Below are 22,878 nucleotides of genomic sequence, written 5' to 3' on the forward strand. Positions count from 1 at the left end.
AATTACGATAAAAAATATCCTTCAATAAAATAATACCGGAAAAAATATTGGCATGCTTTTTAGTATACGAGATTAATACCAATCCTTAAAACTATTTCTAATACTAAAAATGATTTGCATCGCGTAAATCCACAATTAATCCTCTTTTTAACCTTGAAATCATCTATGAAAACAATTGCAAAATTAAGCTTAGCAGCATTAGCAGTAATCACATTACTCTATTCCTGCAAAAAATCAGACGCCTCTCTTGCCGAACAAACTTCTGATTATAGTAATGAAATAACAGATAGTACTGCCGTCTCTTCCTCTGCCGCAGTAGAGAAAAAAGACAGCAAACAAAAATTCATCCGAACAGCGGATATTAAATTTAAAGTCAAGAATGTAGCAAAATCAACTTATGCAATTGAAAATACAGTTCAGAAATTTGGCGGTTTTGTAACCTATACTAACTTACAAAGCACTATTCAGGAACAGATTAAAACCAAAATTAGCCAGGACAGCACCTTAGAAACTACAAAATATACGGTTGAAAACAATGTCACGATTCGTGTCCCAAATACGCAACTGGATACCGTAATAAAAACGATTGCCAAACAAATTGATTTTCTGGATTTCAGAGTTATCAAAGCAGATGATGTTTCTTTAAAACTGTTATCCAATCAACTCACTCAAAAAAGAAATAGCGTTACTGAAAAAAGAGTAGAAAAAGCAATTGACACCAAAGGCAAAAAAATAAACGATATTATGGAGGCTGAAAATAAGCTGGCCAACCAAAAAGAAGCAACCGACAATAGCCTTCTTAACAATTTATCTCTGCAAGACCAGGTTAATTTTAGCACCATTACACTACAACTTTATCAAAAGGAAACAACAAAACAAGAAGTCACTGCCAGCGAAAAAGACAGCAATGCTTACAAGCCTAATTTAGGCATTCAAATCATCGATTCTTTAAAAAACGGCTGGTATATTCTTGAGGCAATATTTGTGTTCATTCTTAATCTCTGGCCTTTTATTTTGATCGGTTTAGGAGGCTTCTTCCTGTATAAAAAATACTTGAAGAAATAAACAAAAAACTGTTAATAAAGCAACAATTTTATAAGAAAAAATTCGTTATATTTGATATAGCTTTCTATTATCCTTAAAATAGAATGTTTTGATTGCAAAATCCTCAATAAAATAAAGTTTAAAATTGATTTTCATTTTATACGAGAATTCAGATTATATCAAACGCGTAATTATTTTTTTCAACCTCTTAAAAATCCTAAGTATTATGAAAATTGCTACTATTATTATTCGAGTTTTGATTGGCCTTTTGTTGCTCTTTGCTTCAATCAGTTTTTTCTTTAAGCTGGCTCCTGAACCGGAAGTTACAGGAAATTTTAAAGCTTTCAATATGGGCTTAGTTGCCTCAACTTATTTATTGCCATTGGCAAAATCAGTAGAGTTGCTTTGTGGAATTGCGTTTATAACAGGTCGTTTTGTAACTTTGGCTAATGTTCTGATCTTACCAATTACAATCAATATCTTGTTTATTAATTATTTTATGGCTCCGGAAGGTTTGCCATTAGCAGCATTATTATTTTTAGCCAATTTATTTTTAATCTACAGATATTGGGATAATTACAAAACTGTTTTTACTCCTTAAATTTGTCTTTGAAATCCTAAAAGTAAACCCGCCAAATTTTAAAAATCTGGCGGGTTTACTTTTTTTCACTTATCCTGAAAAGGATTAAAAAATTACAACCTTATTAAAAAAGGACCAAAAAATGAGACTCCTAGCACCCCAACATCGTCTTTTTTGACAAATTTGGCTTTCCCGATACTTTGTTCCCACTTGTCTTTTCTGACATTATAGCCCCCGTTATCTTCTTTTATTATACTTTATGTATCGAATGCTGCAGTTATATTGTTTTATTTTCTTCTATTTAAAATCAAATCCGGTTACTCCCGGGCATTTATAATCTGGCTATATTGAAGTTCCCAATTCTTTCTTTACACAAAGAAAGTATCAAGCCAGAAGAATAATTTTCTCTTATAAAGTTACGAATCAATAACTTAAAAAACAAAAAAAACCGCCAGAATGTAAATTCTGACGGTCAAATATAATTTTGTACCCGATTATACGTGTAACGCTCTGTTATCTGTAGCCGCTAATGCTGCTTCTTTGATAGCCTCAGCAAAAGTTGGATGCGCATGACTCATTCTTGAAATATCTTCAGCAGATGCTTTAAATTCCATTGCAGTAACCACTTCGGCAATTAAATCAGCTGTACGAGCTCCAATCATGTGTACACCTAAAACTTCATCTGTTTTTGCATCAGCAATGATTTTTACGAAACCGTCTAAATCTCCACTTGCTCTTGCACGTCCTAAAGCTTTAAATGGGAAACTACCCACTTTATATTCTGTTCCGGAAGCTTTTACCTGCTCTTCTGTTTGTCCAACAGCAGCAACTTCAGGCCAAGTGTAAACAACACCAGGAATTAAGTTGTAATCAATATGTGGTTTTTGACCCGCTAAGATTTCAGCAACCATAGTTCCTTCTTCTTCGGCTTTGTGTGCCAGCATAGCGCCACGAACAACATCTCCAATTGCATAGATATTTGGGACATTTGTTTGTAAATGATCATTTACCTCAACTTGTCCTCTGTCCGAAATTTTCACTCCTGCTTTGTCAGCGTTTAATCCGTCTGTGTAAGGACGACGACCAACAGAAACTAATGAATAATCTCCTTCAAGAGTAATAGTCTCTCCTTTTGCATTTTCAGCCTGAACGACAACAGCATCCCCGTTTCTTTCTACTGATTTTACTTTGTGAGAAACGTAGAATTTCATTCCTTGTTTTTTCAATACTTTAGTCAATTCTTTAGACAAAGCACCATCCATTCCCGGAATAATTCTGTCCATGAATTCTACTACAGAAACTTGCGCTCCTAAACGTAAATAAACCTGTCCTAATTCGATACCGATAACTCCACCACCAATAATTACTAAGTGTTTTGGAACTTCTTTTAAAGCTAAAGCTTCTGTAGAAGTAATGATTCTTTCTTTGTCAATTTTGATAAATGGTAAAGAAGATGGTTTAGAACCTGTTGCAATAACAGTATATTTTGCCTCAATAGTTTCAGAAGTTCCGTCTGCTTTAGCAACTGCAATATGTGTTGCGTCAACAAATGAACCTAAACCGTTAAAAACAGTAATTTTATTTTTATCCATTAGGTAGTTGATTCCACCTACAGTTTGATCTACAACGCCTTGTTTGCGTGCGATCATTTTCTCTAAATTAACTTTTACATCTCCAGAAACTTCAATTCCATGATCTGCAAAATGAGCAATTTCAGCATAATGATGAGAAGAAGACAATAATGCTTTTGATGGAATACAACCTACATTAAGGCAAGTTCCTCCTAAAGAAGTGTATTTTTCTACGATTGCTGTTTTGAAACCTAATTGTGCGCAACGAATTGCTGAAACATATCCTCCGGGACCTGAACCTATAATGACTACGTCAAATGAACTCATAGTATTTGTTTTTATTTTTTTAGCGGTTACAAAATTAAGGAATTAAGTTTTGTTTGAAGTTTAAATTACAATGTTTTTTGTGTGAATTTTGAGGAATATACTAATCGTAAAACCCGCTAAGTCTTACTCGAATATTCGTTATGTTTTTTTTTTGCCACGAATTGCACGAATTTTCACAAATTGAATGTTTTGAAGAATTGAGTCTAAAAATACTTACGCAGATTAGACTTATTTATTTAACGTTTCTCGAAAAATTCGAAAAGGCAACGTGATTAAGAAACATTGATTTATTCGGCTAAAGCCTTTTTATTCTCCTTAATATTGAATCCTCTAATTAAAATTGGAGGCAATTAAACCTAAAAACCTTTGGAACTTTGTTCCTATGAAGCTTTGCACCAAAAACTCAGAACCTCAACAACTCAGAACCTCAGTAACTTAAAAAAAACCTTTGCACCTTTGTCTCTCTGAACCTTTGCACCTAAAAAAAAAACCTCATCAACTCTAAAAAGAAATCACCGTAGAATTCTTCACTTCACTAATCATAAATGTACTTTGTGTACTCCCGATATGCTGTAGTGTTGTGAGTTTGGTTACCAAAAACTCCCGATAGGCCTCCATATCTTTGACCAGCACTTTAAGAATATAATCATAATCACCACTTACGTGATGACATTCTAAAACTTCGGTGAGCTGAATAACTTCACTTTCAAATTTGGTTAAAAACTCTTTCGTATGCTGAATAAGTTTTAAATGACAGAAAACCACAAACCCTTTTTCAATTTTAGACTTATCGATTAAAGCCACATAATTTTTAATAATTCCTTCACGCTCCAACTTTTTGATGCGTTCATAAACGGCAGTTACCGAAAGATTGAGTTTTAAGGATAACTCTTTTGTTGTCTTTTTACTATCTGTTTGTAATAAAACTAATAGTTTCTTATCTGTAGCATCTAAAGTCATTTTTGTAAGTTTTTGGAGGTGAAAAAAAATCTATTGAAGCTTCATTTTTAAACCAAATTTAAACAAATAATCTAAATACTTATTCTATTCTAGTTTTAAAATCTAATTTTAATACAAAGCATTGACTTATTTTCTAATAACCATTTATTTTGAATTAGAATTACAACCACAATAATCTATATCAATTAAAAAAAACAAAACTAACTATAATGAAAGATTTTAACCCGGCAGACAAAATTCAGGATCTACAATATTTTGGTGAATTTGGTGGTGTAAATCCATCCATTTCAGACTCCTCTACTTATACTTTTCTTTCGGCTAAAACAATGTTTGACACTTTTGAAGGTAACATAGAAGGTTGTTATTTATATTCCCGTCATTCTTCTCCAAGTAACTTATACTTAGACCAGGCTTTGGCTGCTATGGAAGGTACTGAAACAGCAAATGTTTCGGCTTCGGGAATGGGAGCGATTACACCTACTTTATTGCAGTTGTGCGGCGCTGGTGACCATATCGTTTCGAGTCGTACCATTTATGGTGGAACATACGCGTTTCTTAAAAACTTCACTCCTCGTTTTGATATTCAAACAAGTTTTGTAGACATCACAAAATTAGATCTTGTAGAGGCTGCTATCACACCAAAAACAAAAGTACTGTATTGCGAAACCGTGAGCAATCCGCTACTTGAAGTAGCAGACATTACAGGTTTGGCAAAAATTGCTAAAAAGCACAATCTGAAATTAGTAGTTGACAATACCTTCTCACCATTATCGGTTTCTCCTGCAAAATTGGGTGCCGATATCGTGATTCATAGTTTGACAAAATATATTAATGGAAGCAGTGATACCGTTGGTGGTGTAACTTGTGCTTCTAAAGAGTTTATTAACTCTTTGAAAAATGTAAATAGTGGCGCAAGCATGCTTTTAGGTCCAACAATGGACAGTTTACGCTCTGCCAGCGTCATGAAAAATCTTAGAACGCTTCATATTCGCATTAAACAACACAGTTATAATGCGGCTTATCTGGCGGATAAATTTGAAAAAGATGGCTTAAAAACGGTTTATCCCGGGTTAAAAAGCCACCCAAGTCATGAACTGTACAAAACAATGATCAACCCGGAATATGGTTTTGGAGGTATGATGACTATTGATGTCGGAACTTTAGCAAAAGCCAACGAATTAATGGAATTGATGCAAACCAGAAATTTAGGTTATCTGGCAGTAAGTTTAGGTTTTTACAAAACATTATTCAGCGCACCGGGAACTTCTACTTCAAGTGAAATTCCATTAGAAGAACAAGCTGAAATGGGATTAACGGATGGTTTGATTCGTTTTTCAATTGGTTTGGACAATGATATTCAGAGAACATACGAAATGATGAAAGCTTGCATGGTCGAGCTTGGCATCTTATAAAAGCAAAACAATTCTTTATAAATAAATTTGCAAGATTTTTTTTAGTTTGTTTAAATCCGCTGGAGATCTTTTCTCTAAGCGGATTTTTTTTAAACACGAATTTCACGAATTGACACGAATGCTTTTTTTTTGCTGCAAATTGCACGAATTTGCTCGAATGTTTTTTCGCCACTGATTAAAGAGATTTGCACAGATTTTTTTAATCTTTTAATCCGTGGCGAAACTTCTTCTGCCACGAATTGCACGAATTTGCACAAATTATTTTTTTTGCCACTGATTAGAAAGATTTACACAGATTTTTTAATCTTTTTAATCCTTTAATCTGTGGCGAAACTTTTACCCGCCACGAATTGCACGAATTTGCACGAATGTTTTTTTTGCCGCTGATTAAGAGATTTACACAGATTTTTTAATCTTTTTAATCCTTTAATCTGTGGCGAAACTTTTTCTGCCACAAATTGAAAAAAAATTGCAATTCGTGGAAATTCGCGCAATTGCTTCGCCAGTTTGCTATCGCTCGGGTCGTGGCAAACAAAAAAACCGCTCTGAATCTCAGAACGGTCTTTCCTTTATATCTTATAATTAATTAGTCTACTACACTTTTTCTACTAAATTCAACTTACTGTTTTTTCTGCTGAAACCAAAGTAAATACAAAGACCGATAAGCAACCAAACTGTAAAGTAAATCCAGTTCCAAACACTTAATTCAGCCATCATATACAAACAACAGATTAAACCTAAAAGCGGGATCAAAGATAATTTTTGCTTGAAAGCCCAAACTGTTAGTCCAACCAAAACTAGTAAGAAAATCCACATTGGGATTTTGTGCTTGAATAAACCTAGTCCGCTTTCGTATTTTAAGGAATCATTGATTGGCAAACCTTTTACTACCTCAGCATATTTTGCATCATCATCTTGGTATTGACTTAATAAATGCTCTAAATCTGATGTTTCAGACGTTTTATTCTGAACATCTACGCTTTTTAGATAATTAAAAACTTTCTCTGTATCGTTTTTATCCAACGAAGTAATAATATCTGCAGGGCTGTTGACCTGAGTTTCATTGGTAATAAAACTCATCGTTGCTTTTTTATTATATCCGAAAGAAAAGATTAATCCTATAATCAGTAAAGCCGGCATTATATATTTTGAATTAATATAAGGCGTTTTGAACTTTCCTCTTGGAATCTCCGGTTTATTTTGCAAAACCAATACTCCTGCACAAACCAAAACAAAGGCAAATAAAGTACCTATACTACATAAATCGGTTACCATAGTAAGATTCATAAATAATGCAGGAACAGCTACCACAAAACCGGTTACAACCGTAGCATAAGAAGGTGTTTTGAATTTTGGATGTACTCTGGAAAAACGTTTTGGTAACAATCCGTCACGGCTCATACTCATCCAGATACGTGGTTGTCCCATTTGGAAAACCAATAAAACGCTCGCCATCGCCACTACCGCACTTACCGCAATAATTCCGGACATCCATTTTAAATCTAATTTTTCGAATACAAATGCTAACGGATCGCCAACATTCAATTCGTTATAACGCACCATTCCGGTCAGAACCAAAGCGATCGCAATATATAACATTGTACAAATAATAATCGCCCACATCATTCCACGTGGTAGATCTCTTTGTGGATTTTTACATTCTTCTGCAGTTGTAGAAATAGCATCAAAACCGATATAAGCAAAAAATACTGCTGACACTCCTTTTAATACACCACTCACTCCATTTGGCGCAAACGGATCCCAATTGGTCGTATCTACATAAAATATACCAACGGCAATTACCAAAAGTACTATACAAAGTTTTACTACAACCATGACATTACTTGCGTTACGGGATTCTTTCATTCCGCGGTAAATCAATGCTGTAATTAAGATAATGATTAATAAAGCCGGAAGATCAGCCACAAAGTGAAAAGAGCCAAATAAAACCGGAGAGGTATTCCAGGCTGTATAAGCAGATTGTAAGGCCGGTTCTAAGTTTTCGAATGCTTTCCCGCTATGCATTAAAGCCGTTGCGTTGTTAAATCCGTTTGAAGCGGTTAGGTAGTCCATCTGAACCCATTGCGGGAGATGAATGCCACCGCTGGCGAGGAGTCCTGTAAAGTAATCACTCCACGATATGGCGACGGTTATATTTCCGACGGAATACTCCATAATTAAGGCCCAACCAATGACCCAGGCTATAATTTCACCAAAAGCAACATAAGAATACGTGTAAGCACTTCCTGAAACCGGTACCATAGAGGCAAACTCTGCATAAGCAAAAGCTGCAAAACTACAGGCAATGGCTGTAAAAAGAAATAGAAAAATTACTGCTGGTCCTCCATCGGCACTGGCTTTACCGATTGTACTAAAAATTCCTGCTCCAACAATTGCAGCAATACCAAAAGCGGTTAAATCACGAGCAGTCAAGTGTTTGCCTAACGCATTATGACCGTCTTCATCATTTTTTGCAACTTGTTTTAGAATTTCCTGTACTGTTTTTTTTCGAAATAAACTTGAAAATGCCATATAAGGTTTTACGATTAAAAATTAATATACTTCGGACTTTATGCTTTTATTTTACAAATAATGCAAATTTTATCCCGAAATCAAATATATAAAATGATTTTTTTGTTTGACACGAATTCCACAAATTTTCACGAATTATTTTTTCTGCCACGAATTGCTCGAATTTTTGTTTGCCACAGATTAAAATGATTTGCACAGATTTTTTAATCCTTTAATCTGTCACGATTTTGTTTGCCGCTAATTGCACGAATTTGCACGAATGTTTTTTTTTGCCACAGATTAAAAGATTCGCACAGATTTTTTAATCTTTTTAATCCTTTAATCTGTGGCGATTTTTTTCGCAAAGATTTTAATCCCTTTTCAATTCGTGAAAATTCATGCAATTGCTTCGCCTGTTCGCTATCGCTCGGGTCGTGGCAAAAAACTTTTTATTTCAGGCAGCTTCTCAAAATACTGACAGGGTGCTGTGCTTCACGGCTTGTTCCGTCGTAAATCTGGTGGCGACAACTTGTTCCTGCTGCAGCGATTTTTACCTCTTGGGCGGTTGAGCGTACTTTAGGGAAAAGTGTGTCCTCTCCCATTTGCATGCTTACTTTATAATGTTCTTTTTCATAACCAAATGATCCCGCCATGCCACAACAACCCGAATTGTAAATCGTAACCACATTGTTCTTAGGCAGATTTAGCATGGCGAAAGTCGCTTCAACAGAACTCAATGATTTCTGATGGCAGTGTCCGTGAATCTTGATTTCTTTTTTTACTTCGGAAAAAGAATCATCTGTAATTTTACCGTTGGCTATTTCTTTTTTAAAGAATTCTTCGATTGTAAACGTGTTTTGAGACACTTTAGCAGCGCTTTCTTTATCATCTGCCAAACGCAAATATTCATCTCTAAAAGTCAGGATTGCCGATGGCTCGATTCCTATTAAAGGTGTAGTATTGGAAACTAAGCCTTTAAAAACCCCAACATTTATATTAGCAATCTTTTTAGCTTCTTCCAGAAATCCTTTTGACAAGTAAGTTCTTCCGCTTTCTTCATGATCTACGATTAGAACTTCATACCCTAATTGAGTCAATAATTCAAAAGCATCGATACCAATATTAACGTCGTAATAATTGGTAAATTCGTCATTAAACAAATACACTTTCCCATTCGGAAAATCATTGCTATTCTGTTTCTGATTACCGTACCATTTCTTAAACGTTTTTTTAGCCAATAACGGAACCTGCCTTTCCGGGGCAATTCCCATGCTTTTTTTAACCAAAAATTGATTCGAAATAAAATTGGTAATCCACGGAAAAATACTTCCCATTTTATTCAGTTTTGCATTGTGAGCAAAAATCTTATTTCGGGTCGAAAATCCGTTTGCCTTCTGGTATTGGTATAAAAATTCTGCTTTCAGCGTTGCAACATCCACATTACTTGGACATTCGCTGGCACAAGCTTTACAGCTCACACACAACTCAAAAACTTCGTATAATTCTTTCTGGTCGAATTTATTTTCTTTTTCAGAATAGGTCAGATATTCTCTCAGCGCATTGGCTCTGGCACGGGTGGTTTCTTTTTCATTTTTGGTCGCTCGATAACTCGGACACATTGCACCTCCTGCCGATGGTAACTTTCTGCAATCACCTGAACCATTACATTTTTCAGCAGCACGCAGGATTCCTAAACTATCCGAGAAATCCTGAAAGGTTTTAATATCCGGTTCTACTCTTCCCGAAACAACCCGATGGTTTTCATCCATCTTTAAAGCATTGACAATCTTTCCGATATTCAAAACCGAATTTGGATCGAAAGCCAATTTGATTCTTTTGAGCAATTCATAATTGGTTTCTCCAATCATAAACGGTATAAATTCACCACGCACAATTCCGTCACCATGTTCCCCGCTTAACGAACCTCTGTATTTTTTGACCAAAATTGCCACATCGGTAGCAATGGTTCTAAAAAGAACCAGATCTTCCTTTTTCTTCAAATTCAAAACCGGGCGCAAGTGCAATTCACCCGCACCGGCATGTGCATAATAAATCGCTTCCTGACCGTGACGCTTCATCATAGCAGAAAACTCAGCAATATATTCCGGCAAATCATTTACCTCAACCGCTGTATCCTCAATAGAATCAGCTGCTTTATCATCACCTACAATACTTCCCAAAAGCCCTAAACCGGCTTTTCTGAGCTCGTTTACTTTATCAATATCAGCACCATAAATTTTCACAAGCGCATAACCAAAATTATGTTTTTCTAAATCGGCGATTAAAGCATCAGCCTGCCTTTCAGCATCTTTCAGGTCATTCGACGCTACTTCAAACATCATAATCGCTTTGGGTTCACCAACCAGAAAGAATCTGTTTTTGCTTTGCTCGCGATTGGTTTTAGTACAATCTAAAATCGTATCATCAATCATTTCGCAGGTATACAAATGGTGTTTCATTGCCACAACCACAGACTCCAATGATTCCTGAATACTGTGATAATGCGCTACCACCATAATGTTTTGCGTTGGAGGTAAATCGTCTACTTTAAGGGTAACTTCGGTAGTAAAGGCTAAAGTCCCTTCGCTTCCGCAAAGCAATTTCCCTAAGTTTATTGTTGGTTCTGTTCCTCCGAACAAATCCGATTTTAACAAAATATCAACTGCATAACCTGTATTTCTGCGGTGAATCTCCGGTTTCGGAAATTCCTTTACAATCTCGTCTTGTGTCGCTTTGTCCGAAAGTTCATCAAGGATACTTTTGTATATTTTATTTTCTAAAGTATCTCCTTTGGCTTTTTCGATAAATTGAGCCGAAGTCATTTCATTAAAAACTACTTCAGAACCATCACTTAAAATTCCTTTAATCTCTACAATTTTATCACGGGTAACACCATATCGAATCGAAGTTGTTCCGGAAGAATTATTCCCCACCATACCGCCAATCATACATCGATTAGAAGTCGAAGTATTTGGACCAAAAAATACACCATGAGGTTTTAAGAATAAATTCAGCTCGTCACGAATTACGCCGGGCTGAACTGTAACTGTTTTTTTGATTGGATCGAAAGCCAGAATCTTAGTAAAATTCTTCGAGACATCTACTACAATTCCGTCACCAACAGTTTGTCCCGCCAAAGAAGTTCCGGCAGTCCTTGGCGTAATCGAAACCTTATGTCGTGCCGCAAACCGAATCAGTTTACTAATATCTTCATTGGTTTTAGGCAATGCAACCGCTTTTGGTTTTATCCGATAAACAGAAGCATCTGTTGAATAAAGCGTTTTATGAAGATCGTCGTATAAAAGTGTACCTTCTAAAGATTCTGATAGTTGCTGTAACTCATCCTGTATTGACATAAAATTCTAATTTATTACCTAAAATTAATTATTACTAAAAACTAATTTTATTCTGAATTACAAAAATAGTTTTTTTGAGCTTCTTTTTTGAGGCTCTAAGACACAAAGAGGCAAAGGTTCTGAGTTTCTCTGCTATTTTGAACGAAGTAACCTATAATTATTAGTATCTCTACACTTTCCTCTTGAGCGAAGTCGAAGGACCGCTTGCTTTGTCATCCCGAAGAATGAGGAATCGCACAAGCAACTCCACACAGGATGTCGCCAATCTTTGTCGAATTACGTGTATGATTCCTCGTGCCTCGGAATGACAGATTAAAAAAAACAGTATTCTTATAGAACATTAGCCCCCGCCTCAACAAAGTTTTTCACCTTGGGACTCTTCGGATTCAAATCGGTGATTACAGCATGCAGTTGTTCTAAACCGCAGACTTTGTGCATCATTTTTCCATTAATTTTATCTGACGTTGCCATAGCAATCACTTTCTCAGAAACTCTGATCATTTCTTTTTTTACGACAGAAACTTCATATCCCATTTCCGTAAGCCCTTGATTTTCATCTATACTGCTGACTCCCAAAAAGCAAATATCTGCCTTAATTTTAGACAAAACATGAACCACATCAATACCAATCGTTACCATTGCGTTTTTTTGCAGTTTTCCACCTATAAAAATCAGCTCAATATTGGGATGTTGCGACAACTGCATGGCGATCGGAAGGCTATAAGTATAAATAGTAGCCGAAAAATCTATTGGGATCAATTTGCAAAAAGACAGGTTGGTAGTTCCTCCACTCATGATAATTACCTGTCCGTTTTTTAAAAAAGAAAGCGCCTTTTGACCTACTATAATTTTCTTTTCTTCATTGATTATAGCAATATCAAAAACATCTTTCGATTTGCATTTTACGAGAAAAGCCCCACCATACACTTTGTTTATCAAACCTTTATTATGCAATTCATTAAAATCTCTTCGAATCGTATCTTCAGAAATTCCAAGTTCAACGGCAAGGTCGATTGTATTGATCTTTTCAGCTTCCTGAAATTTATCCATGATATACTGATGTCTTTCTCGTTTCAACATTTACTGTAATTTTTGTCAAATATAAAACTTAACACGTTAACATGCTCTTTTTAAAAGAAAGTCTTCTTAAAATAAAAGAGGAAATACAAAGATATAAAAAACCTACAAATGTATTGCATTATTATGCATTATTTTACATAAAAACAAAATTTAACGCACAAATTTGCATTATTACAAAATAATTTATACTTTTCAATTCTCTAACCAATCAAAAACCCTTATAATGAAAAAACTATTCTTTATTTTATTTGGAGTTATTTTGTTTGCGCAACCCATTTTTGCTCAAACAAAAACGGTAACCGGTACAATCATCAGTACAACCGACAACCTTCCTTTACCCGGAGTGACCATCCTTATCGAAGGAACTTCTAAAAGCGCAGTCACAGATCTGGACGGAAATTTTAGCATTGTTGCAAACGAAAATGACAATTTGATTTTTAGTTTTATTGGTTTTACATCAAAAACCATTAAAGTTACCTCAACCACTACTTCACTAAACATCAAAATGAAAGAGGAACTCAACACGCTTTCTGAGGTTGTTGTTTTAGGGTCAACCGTACGTGCCACCCGAAAAGAACTTGGAAATGCCGTAACCAGTATCAAAGCAGAAGATCTGGTAAAGGCACAACCCGGAGGTTTATCGACTGCTCTACAAGGTAAAATTGCCGGAGCACAAGTTTCTCAAAACTCGGGAGACCCGGCAGGAGGATTTAGCATAAAACTGCGAGGGACTTCTTCTATATTGGGTTCTTCAGATCCTTTGTATGTTATTGATGGTGTGGTATTAAACAATGCAACGACAAACGTAACCAACCTTAATGTTACTACAGGAAACTCTAATATGCAGATTGGTCAAAACAGATCAGCAGATATTAATCCGAATGACATTCAGAGCATTGAAGTGTTAAACGGAGGTGCTGCTGCGGCAATTTATGGTTCGAGAGCTGCAAACGGAGTGGTTCTTATTACAACCAAAAAAGGAGTTGCAGGAGAAACACGATATACTTTTTCGACAAGTTTAACTTCCAATACGATACGAAAAAAAATAGACGTGAACAGGTCTAACAAACAATTCGTAAATGCCTCTCCTGCCCTTTTTCCTATTCAGGGAAATCCGGCAAGTCCGACTACCGTAAATGTACTGGAAAGGAATTTAGAAACCAGAACGATAGACGTACAACGTTACGACTATCAGGATGATATTTTCACCACCGGAATTGGTACAGATACTTATTTTTCTGCTCAGGGTGGTGACGAAAAAACAAAATTCTTTGCTTCGTTGGGTTATTTGACAAACGAAGGGATTATAAAAAATACCGATTTTAAAAGAGGTGGCGCTAAGATTAGATTAAAACATGACTTTAATTCTAAACTATCGGCTACAATGGGATTAAATTATGTGAATTCGGCTTCGAATGAAAAACCGGACGGAAACGTTTTTTGGAGCCCAATAAATTCCATCAACATTACCAACAATACCTATGACATTAATCAGAGAAACAGTAATGGAGACCTAATGGCTGTTGATCCCAACAGGATTAATCCTTTATCCATCATAGAAACTTTTAAAATCAAACAGAATACCGATCGTATTATCTCCGATTTACAATTAAACTACGTTCCTTTTAAAAACTTCAATGCCGATTTGATTTTTGGTATCGATAATTACAATCAAAGAGGAAATGTGTACATTCCGAGATATCCATATGTTGTAAATCCTGCTTATTATAACGACGGTTATGTTTCTGAAGCGACCAACAGAGTGGTTCAGTTCAACAATGACCTGAACTTAAGATACGTTTGGAATATTAATTCTAACTGGAAAGCCACCACTTTTGGAGGATACAATGTTCAAACCTACAGAGATAATTTTGCTGCTATTGAAGGTCGAAATCTTAAGCCTTTTGTTCAAAGTATAAATGCTTTCAATACCTTAATTGCAGGCTCTCCAAGTGCCAGTCAATCCAAATACAATTTGTGGGGGTATTATTTACAGGAAACTGTTGGATACAAAGAGAAACTGTACCTTACTTTGGCAGGGAGACAAGATGCTTCGACTATTTTCTCTAAAGACAACAGATCGCAGTTTTACCCAAAAGCGAGTTTGAGTTATGTCCTTTCAGACGAACCTTTTATGCAACATATAAACCATGTATTGAGTACGGCACGTTTGAGAGCTTCGTGGGGTAAATCAGGAAGTTTAACCGCAATTAAGCCCTACGCTCGTTTTACAAACTATTCTACAGGAACACTTCTTGGGAATACCACTTTTACACTCGAAGGTTTTAAACAAGGAAACTTAGACTTAAAACCCGAAAGAAGCGCTACGTATGAGATTGGTGGAGATTTTGGTTTCCTAAAAGACCGCTTAAATTTATCTTTTAGCTACTACAATGCCGATATTCAGGATTTACTTTTACCGGTGCAATTGGCCGCTTCACAGGGCGCCACCAACACCATTCAGAACATTGGTGAAATGAACAATAAAGGTTTTGAATTCAATATTAAATACGATGTAATCAAAAAAGAAAACCTAACACTTGGTGTATTTGTTAATTACAGCAGCAACCGAAACAAAGTGACCGGATTACCACAACAACGTTTTAAACTGGACAGCAATCTTGCGGGAGCGCCTGTTTTTGTTGAAAAAGACAAACCAATTGGTATTTTCTACGGAACTTATTTTGCAAGAAAAGAAGACGGAAGTTTATTGCTTACGCCAACCGGTTATCCACAGGCCGAAAAAGGAGATCCAAAGACAGGAATACCTGATCGTGATCCTGCAACAGGACAACCAAAGGGGACAATTTTAAACAAAGAAATCGGAGATCCGAATCCGGACTATATCATTTCGTTTGGAGCGAACTTAAACTATAAGAAATTCGGTATGTCGATCCTTTTCGATGGTGTCCAAGGTGGCGATGTATTTGATGCCGATTACAGAACCCGACAAGGTGTAGGATCAGGAACAGTTGTAGCACAAGAGCTTAATGGTGAATTACCTCGTGGATATATCTGGTCAGTTTATAATATTGAAGAATTCAGAGTTGTAGATGGAAGTTATTTGAAATTAAGAGAGGTATCGCTTAATTATTCGTTTGGAAAATTAAACAACTTTTTTGATGATTTGACCATAACCGCAAGTGGAAGAAACTTAATCTCCTGGGATAACTTTACCAGTTTTGACCCGGAAACCAACTCGGGCGGACAGTCTTCTGTTGCGAAGTACAACTTTGGTACGGTGCCAATCCCAAGCAGTTATTCATTAGCATTAAAATTTCAATTTTAATTAAAAAAGAAAACATCATGAAAAAGATATTCATCCCTATATTAAGTCTTGCTTTACTTTTTACGAGCTGCAGCGAAGATTACCTGGACCCTACGAAACCATCACAGAATATGGTTTTAAGCACAAGAGACGGAATTATTGGCGCTTCAAACGGCCTGCAACAACTCTGGACTATCGACAGAGCAAGTCCATTATACAATACCATAACGGGTAACGGATTTACGACACTGGAATTGCGATTACTAAATGCCGGAAATGTTGACGAAGGAGAGCTTTCTGTTGGCGGAGAAGTTTTATCGACCAAAAACAATGTGGTAAACAATCTTTGGTCGCAATGCCTGATTATGAACTCCGAATCGCAAAAAGTACTTGACCATGTAAATGTGCTGAGTTCAGAAACCGAAAGAGCAAGTGTTTTTGTTCATGCTTCTGTTTTTAAAGCGTTAGCGCTTTCTACTTTGGTACAATACTTTCAAAGTATCCCTTTGAAAACCGAAAAAAATGCGGTTTTCAATTCCAGAACCGAAGTTTTAAATGCTGCAATTGCCTATCTAAAAGCTACAGAACCTATGTTAGACAAAGCAACGGGTTTTACAGGTTTAGTCAATACCATAAATTATAAAAATACGGTTTATGCCCTTCTGGCCAGAACGTATTTGATGGCAGGCGACAATGACAATGCTTTGAAATATGCCGGATTGGTGGACCTAAACGTAAAATCCGTTTTTGGATTTGATCTAATCGGTAACAATCCGATCGCTTTTATTTCGATTACAACCAACAACGTTTTTCAACCGGTTAATTTAACATTGGGCTTACCGGCAACCTTAACACCTGACGCATCAGATCAAAGACTGAACTTTTATATCAAACCGGGTTCAAACCCTACCGTGGCTACAGGTTTCTTTGACAACAACACTAAAGCGATTCCGCTTTATTTACCCGGAGAAATGATACTTATAAAAGCAGAAGCCTATGCCAGAAAAGAAAACATTCCTCAGGCTATTATCGAATTAAATAAAGTTCTGACAAAAACTGCCGCAACAGATGCTTACGGAATCGGAGCCAATCTGCCTCCTTATGCCGGAGCCGTTACCAAAGATGCTATCCTGGAACAAATCTACAAAAACCGCTGTATCGAAATGTACATGTCAGGCCTAAAACTGGAAGACAGCAGAAGGTTCAATCGTACAGGAGCGGGTGTTCCCGGGGCCGAAAGAAATCGCAACTGGTATCCTTATCCGGATTCGGAAAGAAACAACAATACCAATACACCTGCTGATCCTTCTATATAATATCTAAAAAAAGCCAAGGCACAATAAAAAAATGTCTTGGCTTTTTATACCCTAATCTCAACTCCTTTAGTATGAAAGATAAAAACCCTGAAACGGAACAAGAGTCCTTATATAAAGATTTGGAGCAAATGAGTGTTCTGGAACTGCTTACAAACATTAATACAGAAGATCAAAAAGTACCGAAGATTATAGAAAAGCAAATTCCGAAGATTGAAAAATTGGTAAAAGCCATAGTCAAAAAAATGCAGCTTGGCGGAAGATTGTTTTATATAGGTGCCGGAACTTCGGGCAGAATTGGTGTTCTCGATGCTTCAGAGTGTCCTCCTACTTTTGGTGTTCCGCATGATATGATTATTGGCATTATTGCCGGTGGTGATACCGCTATCAGAAAAGCAGTCGAAAAAGCGGAAGACGATGTAGATCAAGCCTGGAAAGATTTAGAAAAACATCAAATAACGAGTCTAGACTTTATTATCGGAATTGCCGCATCGGGAAATACTCCTTATGTATTGGGTGGTCTTAAAAAAGCGAAAGAAAATAAGGTAAAAACAGGAAGTATTTCCTGTACCAGTACCGGCCTTATTGCCAAAGCTGCCGACTATCCGATTGAACTGGTGACCGGCCCTGAATTTCTTACCGGCAGCACACGAATGAAAGCAGGAACAGCACAAAAACTAGCCCTCAACATGATTTCTACTTCGGTAATGATTAAGTTGGGCAAAGTGAAGGGAAATAAGATGGTAGACATGCAATTGTCTAACGAAAAACTGGTAAAAAGAGGCATCAAAATGATTATGGAAGAACTAAATATCGAATTTGATCTGGCTGCCGAATTACTGGAGAAACACAAAAGTGTACGAGCCGTTTTATTAGAAAGCAACAAAATATAACAATCTCACAAACAACTTAATAAAATGTCATCAGGTACAATTCTAACTTTTATCGTGGTCTATTTTGGTCTTTTGTTTTTTATATCCCATACAATCAGCAAAAAAGGGCAGGATAATGACTCTTTTTTTAAAGCAAACAAAAACTCCAAATGGTACTTAGTGGCTTTCGGAATGATCGGCACTTCGCTCTCCGGACTTACTTTTATTTCGGTTCCGGGTGAAGTCGGATCACCAAACGGGGAACAATTTAAATATTTTCAGTTTATAATGGGACAAGCCGTAGGTCTAATCATTATCGCAAAAGTACTGCTCCCGTTATACTACCGAATGAACCTTACTTCGATTTACAGTTATATCGAAAAACGAATGGGAACAAACAGTTACAAAACAGCTGCTTCTATTTTTCTCGTAAGTCGAACTGTTGGCTCAGCCTTGCGTTTTTATTTGGTTATTCTGGTACTACAGCGTTACGTTTTTGATCATTATCATATTCCGTTTCCGGTTACCGTCTTTTTAGGTTTGGCTTTTGTTTTTTTATACACCTACAGAAGCGGTCTGAAAACCATTATTATAACCGATACGCTACAGACATTCTTTCTGGTTTCTTCTGTTTTTATTACCATTTACTTTGTCCTGAACAGTTTAGATTTAACTGCTTTTGAATCTATTTCAGCCATTCAAAACAGCAAGTATTCTAAAACTTTTTTCTTTGATGATTTTCTAACAAGTAAGTACCATTTTGCCAAACAATTTCTGGGCGGATTATTTATAATGATTGCTATGGTTGGACTTGATCAGGATTTAATGCAAAAAAACATCAGCTGTAAAAACATCGGCGAAGCACAAAAAAACATGTACACGTTTACGGTTATTTTTGTTACGATCAGCCTTCTTTTCCTGAGTTTAGGAGCCCTACTGTATATGTACGCCGACAAAAACGGAATTGCAGTACCGCTGGATTTGGTCACCAACAAACCCAGAACCGATCTGCTTTTTCCTGAAATTGCGCTAAATCATTTGTCTATTGTTCCGGCATTTGTGTTTTTATTAGGAATTGTTGCTGCGACTTTTGCCACTACAGATTCTGCCTTAACAGCCTTGACCACTTCTTTTTGTGTTGATTTTTTAGGAATGGATAAAGAGGAAAACAGCTCCAATCCGAAAAATGTAAAACGCAGACATTTGGTACATCTAACTTTTGCATTCCTGTTCTTTTTGGTCATTATCGTGCTAAATTCTTTTAATGACAGCTCGGTTGTGGCTTTAGTTTTCAAGGCAGCCTCTTACACTTACGGTCCGCTGTTAGGCTTGTATGCTTTTGGATTAGTGCAAAAAAACCGAATTGTAAACGATAAATTAGTACCCTGGTTCTGTATACTCGCCCCAATTTTGACTTATTTGTTAAGTGAAAATTCCAAAGCGCTTTTGGGTTATGTTTTTGATAATGAATTAATAATCATAAATGCACTGATAACCTATATCGGTCTTTATTTCACCAGTAAAAAATCAATCGTAAAAATATACTTTTAGGCCTAACTCGTAAAAATTTTAACTAACACATAGAAACATAGGCTTTGCTCCTGAAAAGGAATTCAAAAAAAGAAACACATTTCTATCACATAGTCAAACTATGAGGATTAAAATAAGTGAAACGCCTTTTAAACATTGCTAAAAACTATGTCCCTATGTGTTAAAAATAATTGCACCAACAACTCAAAATACTCTAATTTTAGCACTGCTAAATCCAACCGGAAAACAGCTCTTTAAATTTAATTGTAATGAATCAAAATATTAGTAATCTCTACCAAATTGCACAAAAAGAAACGCGTACCATCATCGGTTTAATGTCCGGAACTTCTCTGGACGGACTCGATATCGCCTTATGCGAAATTTCAGGAAGCGGGAAAGAGTCTGTTGTTAAACTGCGCGAATTTGTAACGGTAGACTATACAGAAGATATAAAAATCGAAATCCGAAAGGTCTTTGCTAAAAAAACAATCGATTTTGAGCACTTGATTTTATTAAATGAATGGATTGGCATTTTACACGCCGATATGATCAATGCTTCCTTAAAGAATTGGAATATTCCTTCCAACGCAGTTGATTTAATTGCATCACACGGACAGACGGTTTTACATGCTCCGAAGTTTCTGCACCAACAGGAAAAATTTACAAATGCTACTTTACAAATCGGCGATGGCGATCATATAGCGGTAAAAACTGGCATCATAACCCTTTCAGATTTTAGACAAAAACACATTGCAGCAGGCGGAGAAGGTGCGCCATTGGCTGTCTATGGGGATTACTTTTTATTTGGGGAAAAAGGTGAAAATCGTATTATGCTCAACATGGGCGGCATTGCCAATTTTACGTACCTCCCCGCCTCTCTCAATGCCGACGAAGCTTTTGTAACCGACACCGGAACCGGAAATACACTAATCGACCTTTTTGTCAAACATAATTATCCTGAAAAAAGCTACGACAAAGATGCCGAAATAGCCAAACAGGGAACTGTCAACCAAATCCTTTTAGATCATTTAAAAGACAACGAATTCTTTAAACAGGAATTTCCAAAAACTATTGGTCCGGAACTTTTTGGCTATAATTATGTAGAGGCTGCATTATCAAAAAGTGGTCAAAATCAGATTGCTGTACCTGATTTATTGGCAACTTTAACCCGTTTTAGCGCTGAGACTATTGCTGAAGCGATTGAAATTTCAATAAAAAATACGGCTCATAAAATTGAGGATTTTAAAATTTACATTTCGGGCGGAGGAGCTAATAATCCATTACTGGTAAAATGGCTAAAGGAGTTATTGCCATGCCAGTTTCACAAAAGTGATGATTTAGGAATTCCGAGCGATGCTAAAGAAGCTGTTTTATTTGCCGTTTTGGCTAATGAAACTGTTTCGGGAAAGGCTTTTGATTTTGGAAAGAAAAAAGGAATTCCATCTGTGACTATGGGGAAAATTTCGTTTCCGGATTAAAAGAAACTAATGTCGTTGCGGGTATTGGGACGCAGATTGGACGGGTTCGCTATTGCGAAGACGCGGATAAAAACGGATTTTTTTTCTTTTTATTAGGGAGAACTTGTAAATGCTATTGGCACAACACACTCTCTTATGTGATTTATTTTAAGTGAAACGATCTTTTATAAGCTATGTCAACTATGTCTCTATGTGTTAAAAAAAATGCACACTACAAGTCAACAATAACTAGCAATGCTAAAACCAATTTTAATGAAAGAACGTTTAATTTCAATTGATGTATTAAGAGGCCTTACGGTATTGATGATGACCATTGTCAATAATCCGGGGAGCTGGTCTTTTGTTTATCCTCCGTTATTGCATGCCGAATGGAATGGTTGTACTCCCACTGATCTTGTTTTTCCGTTCTTTGTTTTTATAATGGGAGCTACAATACCGTTAGCTATTCCGGTGAAAAAATTTGATGGCGAAATGCTGGAAAAAATTCTCACCCGTTCCCTCCGAATCATCTGTTTGGGATTGTTTTTAAACTTTTTCAACAGTATTCCATTCTTTGAACTTAGCGGAATTCCATTATTAGTAATCCGATTGACGCTGACTTTTGCCATAGGTTATGCCTTAATGGGTAATTTCGTTCCAAAAACCAAGCTCATACTTGCTTTGGGACTTTTTAGCACCTTTATTATTCTAGCATATAGCGGTTTAGAAGCTTTCGCTCAGGTAAGACTTCCCGGGGTATTACAGCGTATTGGGATTGTGTATTTTTTTGCTACCTTATTATATTTAAAAACTTCTTCGAAAATATTATTTAGCATCATTACCGTACTTCTTTTAGGCTACTGGGCACTTATGACACTTGTTCCGGTACCCGGAATTGGCGATCCAAATCTTAACCCCGCAACCAATTTAGCAGCTTGGATCGATAACTTATTTCTGGAAAACCATATGTATATTGCCACTAAAACCTGGGATCCGGAAGGAATTTTAAGTACCATTCCGGCCATAGCAACCGGTTTATTGGGTGTTGTAATTGGACAAGTGCTCAGCAGTGCTGTATCTGAAAATGAAAAAGCAAAAAAAATGGGACTTTTGAGTCTACTTTTAATCGCTTTAGGGTTAATCTGGTCTATTGTTTTTCCACTCAACAAATCCTTATGGACCAGTTCTTATGTTTTGTTTACTGCGGGTCTTGCCACTTTATTTCTGACTGTTTTCTATTACATCATTGACCTCAAAAAAATAAAAAAAGGAACTACACTATTATTAATGTGGGGCGTTAATCCGATGCTGGTCTTTTTTGCATCGGGTATTATTCCGCGTTCTCTTGCCATGATTCAGTTTCCAAATCCAAAAATGGCAGGCGAAATAATAAATCTTCAACGGTATCTGTATGAATTTTGGATAGCACCTTTCTTTTCTAACCCTATGACCGCGTCTCTTGCAGCTGCGCTGACATACGTTTTAATTTGGCACGGAATTTTATATCTCTTTTACAAAAACAAAAGAATACTAAAAGTATAATTCAAAATCAAAAAAAATATTAATACTACAAAAAAGTATAACTTTATACTTTGCC

The 22,878-nt window shown here is 36.3% G+C and carries 14 protein-coding genes; 9 read left to right on the forward strand and 5 right to left on the reverse strand.

Features of this window, described 5'->3' with window-relative positions; genetic code table 11:
- The first annotated feature begins 165 nt into the window (after positions 1 to 165).
- Positions 166 to 1,065, forward strand: coding sequence for a DUF4349 domain-containing protein (locus G3A47_RS00975; RefSeq protein ID WP_166919573.1), 900 nt, complete (start codon positions 166 to 168; stop codon positions 1,063 to 1,065).
- Between the two features lie 205 nt (positions 1,066 to 1,270).
- A complete protein-coding gene (locus G3A47_RS00980) occupies positions 1,271 to 1,645 on the forward strand; it encodes a DoxX family membrane protein (protein WP_166919575.1) in 375 nt (124 codons plus the stop codon).
- 473 nt (positions 1,646 to 2,118) lie between these two features.
- Here the strand turns inward: G3A47_RS00980 and lpdA are convergent, their stop codons facing one another.
- Complete coding sequence (gene lpdA, locus G3A47_RS00985; protein ID WP_166919577.1) at positions 2,119 to 3,522, reverse strand: dihydrolipoyl dehydrogenase; 1,404 nt, start codon at positions 3,520 to 3,522, stop codon at positions 2,119 to 2,121.
- Positions 3,523 to 4,023: 501 nt separating this feature from the next.
- Positions 4,024 to 4,482, reverse strand: coding sequence for an Lrp/AsnC family transcriptional regulator (locus tag G3A47_RS00990; RefSeq protein WP_166919579.1), 459 nt, complete (start codon positions 4,480 to 4,482; stop codon positions 4,024 to 4,026).
- A gap of 209 nt (positions 4,483 to 4,691) precedes the next feature.
- Here G3A47_RS00990 and G3A47_RS00995 point away from each other — a divergent pair, with 209 nt between their 5' ends.
- Positions 4,692 to 5,894, forward strand: a complete 1,203-nt coding sequence (locus tag G3A47_RS00995) for an aminotransferase class I/II-fold pyridoxal phosphate-dependent enzyme (RefSeq protein ID WP_166919581.1) — start codon at positions 4,692 to 4,694, stop codon at positions 5,892 to 5,894.
- Positions 5,895 to 6,488: 594 nt separating this feature from the next.
- Here the strand turns inward: G3A47_RS00995 and G3A47_RS01000 are convergent.
- From G3A47_RS01000 to G3A47_RS01010, 3 genes are all read right to left on the reverse strand, one after another.
- A complete protein-coding gene (locus tag G3A47_RS01000) occupies positions 6,489 to 8,426 on the reverse strand; it encodes an amino acid permease (RefSeq protein ID WP_166919583.1) in 1,938 nt (645 codons plus the stop codon).
- A gap of 428 nt (positions 8,427 to 8,854) precedes the next feature.
- A complete protein-coding gene (locus G3A47_RS01005; RefSeq protein ID WP_166919585.1) occupies positions 8,855 to 11,761 on the reverse strand; it encodes an FAD-binding and (Fe-S)-binding domain-containing protein in 2,907 nt (968 codons plus the stop codon).
- Between the two features lie 330 nt (positions 11,762 to 12,091).
- Complete coding sequence (locus tag G3A47_RS01010; RefSeq protein ID WP_166919587.1) at positions 12,092 to 12,841, reverse strand: DeoR/GlpR family DNA-binding transcription regulator; 750 nt, start codon at positions 12,839 to 12,841, stop codon at positions 12,092 to 12,094.
- Between the two features lie 223 nt (positions 12,842 to 13,064).
- Between G3A47_RS01010 and G3A47_RS01015 the strand changes: the two genes are divergently transcribed.
- From G3A47_RS01015 to G3A47_RS01040, 6 genes are all read left to right on the forward strand, one after another.
- Positions 13,065 to 16,130, forward strand: a complete 3,066-nt coding sequence (locus G3A47_RS01015; protein WP_166919589.1) for a SusC/RagA family TonB-linked outer membrane protein — start codon at positions 13,065 to 13,067, stop codon at positions 16,128 to 16,130.
- Between the two features lie 17 nt (positions 16,131 to 16,147).
- Positions 16,148 to 17,425 (forward strand): RagB/SusD family nutrient uptake outer membrane protein, encoded by a 1,278-nt coding sequence (locus G3A47_RS01020; protein WP_166919591.1) that lies wholly within the window; start codon positions 16,148 to 16,150, stop codon positions 17,423 to 17,425.
- Positions 17,426 to 17,496: 71 nt separating this feature from the next.
- On the forward strand, positions 17,497 to 18,315 hold the full coding sequence (murQ, locus tag G3A47_RS01025) for an N-acetylmuramic acid 6-phosphate etherase (RefSeq protein WP_166919593.1): 819 nt from the start codon (positions 17,497 to 17,499) through the stop codon (positions 18,313 to 18,315).
- A gap of 24 nt (positions 18,316 to 18,339) precedes the next feature.
- On the forward strand, positions 18,340 to 19,845 hold the full coding sequence (locus G3A47_RS01030) for a sodium:solute symporter (RefSeq protein WP_166919595.1): 1,506 nt from the start codon (positions 18,340 to 18,342) through the stop codon (positions 19,843 to 19,845).
- A gap of 248 nt (positions 19,846 to 20,093) precedes the next feature.
- Positions 20,094 to 21,302, forward strand: a complete 1,209-nt coding sequence (locus G3A47_RS01035; protein ID WP_166919597.1) for an anhydro-N-acetylmuramic acid kinase — start codon at positions 20,094 to 20,096, stop codon at positions 21,300 to 21,302.
- Between the two features lie 252 nt (positions 21,303 to 21,554).
- On the forward strand, positions 21,555 to 22,823 hold the full coding sequence (locus tag G3A47_RS01040) for an acyltransferase family protein (RefSeq protein WP_166919599.1): 1,269 nt from the start codon (positions 21,555 to 21,557) through the stop codon (positions 22,821 to 22,823).
- Positions 22,824 to 22,878 lie beyond the last annotated feature (55 nt).

The sequence above is a fragment of the Flavobacterium poyangense genome, from assembly GCF_011751075.1.
Lineage (GTDB): Bacteria > Bacteroidota > Bacteroidia > Flavobacteriales > Flavobacteriaceae > Flavobacterium > Flavobacterium poyangense.

Bases quoted from the DNA above. Each gene is read 5' to 3' on its own strand.
- G3A47_RS00975 (WP_166919573.1), top strand. From the start codon at position 166: ATGAAAACAATTGCAAAATTAAGCTTAGCAGCATTAGCAGTAATCACA.
- G3A47_RS00980 (WP_166919575.1), top strand. From the start codon at position 1,271: ATGAAAATTGCTACTATTATTATTCGAGTTTTGATTGGCCTTTTGTTG.
- lpdA (WP_166919577.1), bottom strand. From the start codon at position 3,522: ATGAGTTCATTTGACGTAGTCATTATAGGTTCAGGTCCCGGAGGATAT.
- G3A47_RS00990 (WP_166919579.1), bottom strand. From the start codon at position 4,482: ATGACTTTAGATGCTACAGATAAGAAACTATTAGTTTTATTACAAACA.
- G3A47_RS00995 (WP_166919581.1), top strand. From the start codon at position 4,692: ATGAAAGATTTTAACCCGGCAGACAAAATTCAGGATCTACAATATTTT.
- G3A47_RS01000 (WP_166919583.1), bottom strand. From the start codon at position 8,426: ATGGCATTTTCAAGTTTATTTCGAAAAAAAACAGTACAGGAAATTCTA.
- G3A47_RS01005 (WP_166919585.1), bottom strand. From the start codon at position 11,761: ATGTCAATACAGGATGAGTTACAGCAACTATCAGAATCTTTAGAAGGT.
- G3A47_RS01010 (WP_166919587.1), bottom strand. From the start codon at position 12,841: ATGTTGAAACGAGAAAGACATCAGTATATCATGGATAAATTTCAGGAA.
- G3A47_RS01015 (WP_166919589.1), top strand. From the start codon at position 13,065: ATGAAAAAACTATTCTTTATTTTATTTGGAGTTATTTTGTTTGCGCAA.
- G3A47_RS01020 (WP_166919591.1), top strand. From the start codon at position 16,148: ATGAAAAAGATATTCATCCCTATATTAAGTCTTGCTTTACTTTTTACG.
- murQ (WP_166919593.1), top strand. From the start codon at position 17,497: ATGAAAGATAAAAACCCTGAAACGGAACAAGAGTCCTTATATAAAGAT.
- G3A47_RS01030 (WP_166919595.1), top strand. From the start codon at position 18,340: ATGTCATCAGGTACAATTCTAACTTTTATCGTGGTCTATTTTGGTCTT.
- G3A47_RS01035 (WP_166919597.1), top strand. From the start codon at position 20,094: ATGAATCAAAATATTAGTAATCTCTACCAAATTGCACAAAAAGAAACG.
- G3A47_RS01040 (WP_166919599.1), top strand. From the start codon at position 21,555: ATGAAAGAACGTTTAATTTCAATTGATGTATTAAGAGGCCTTACGGTA.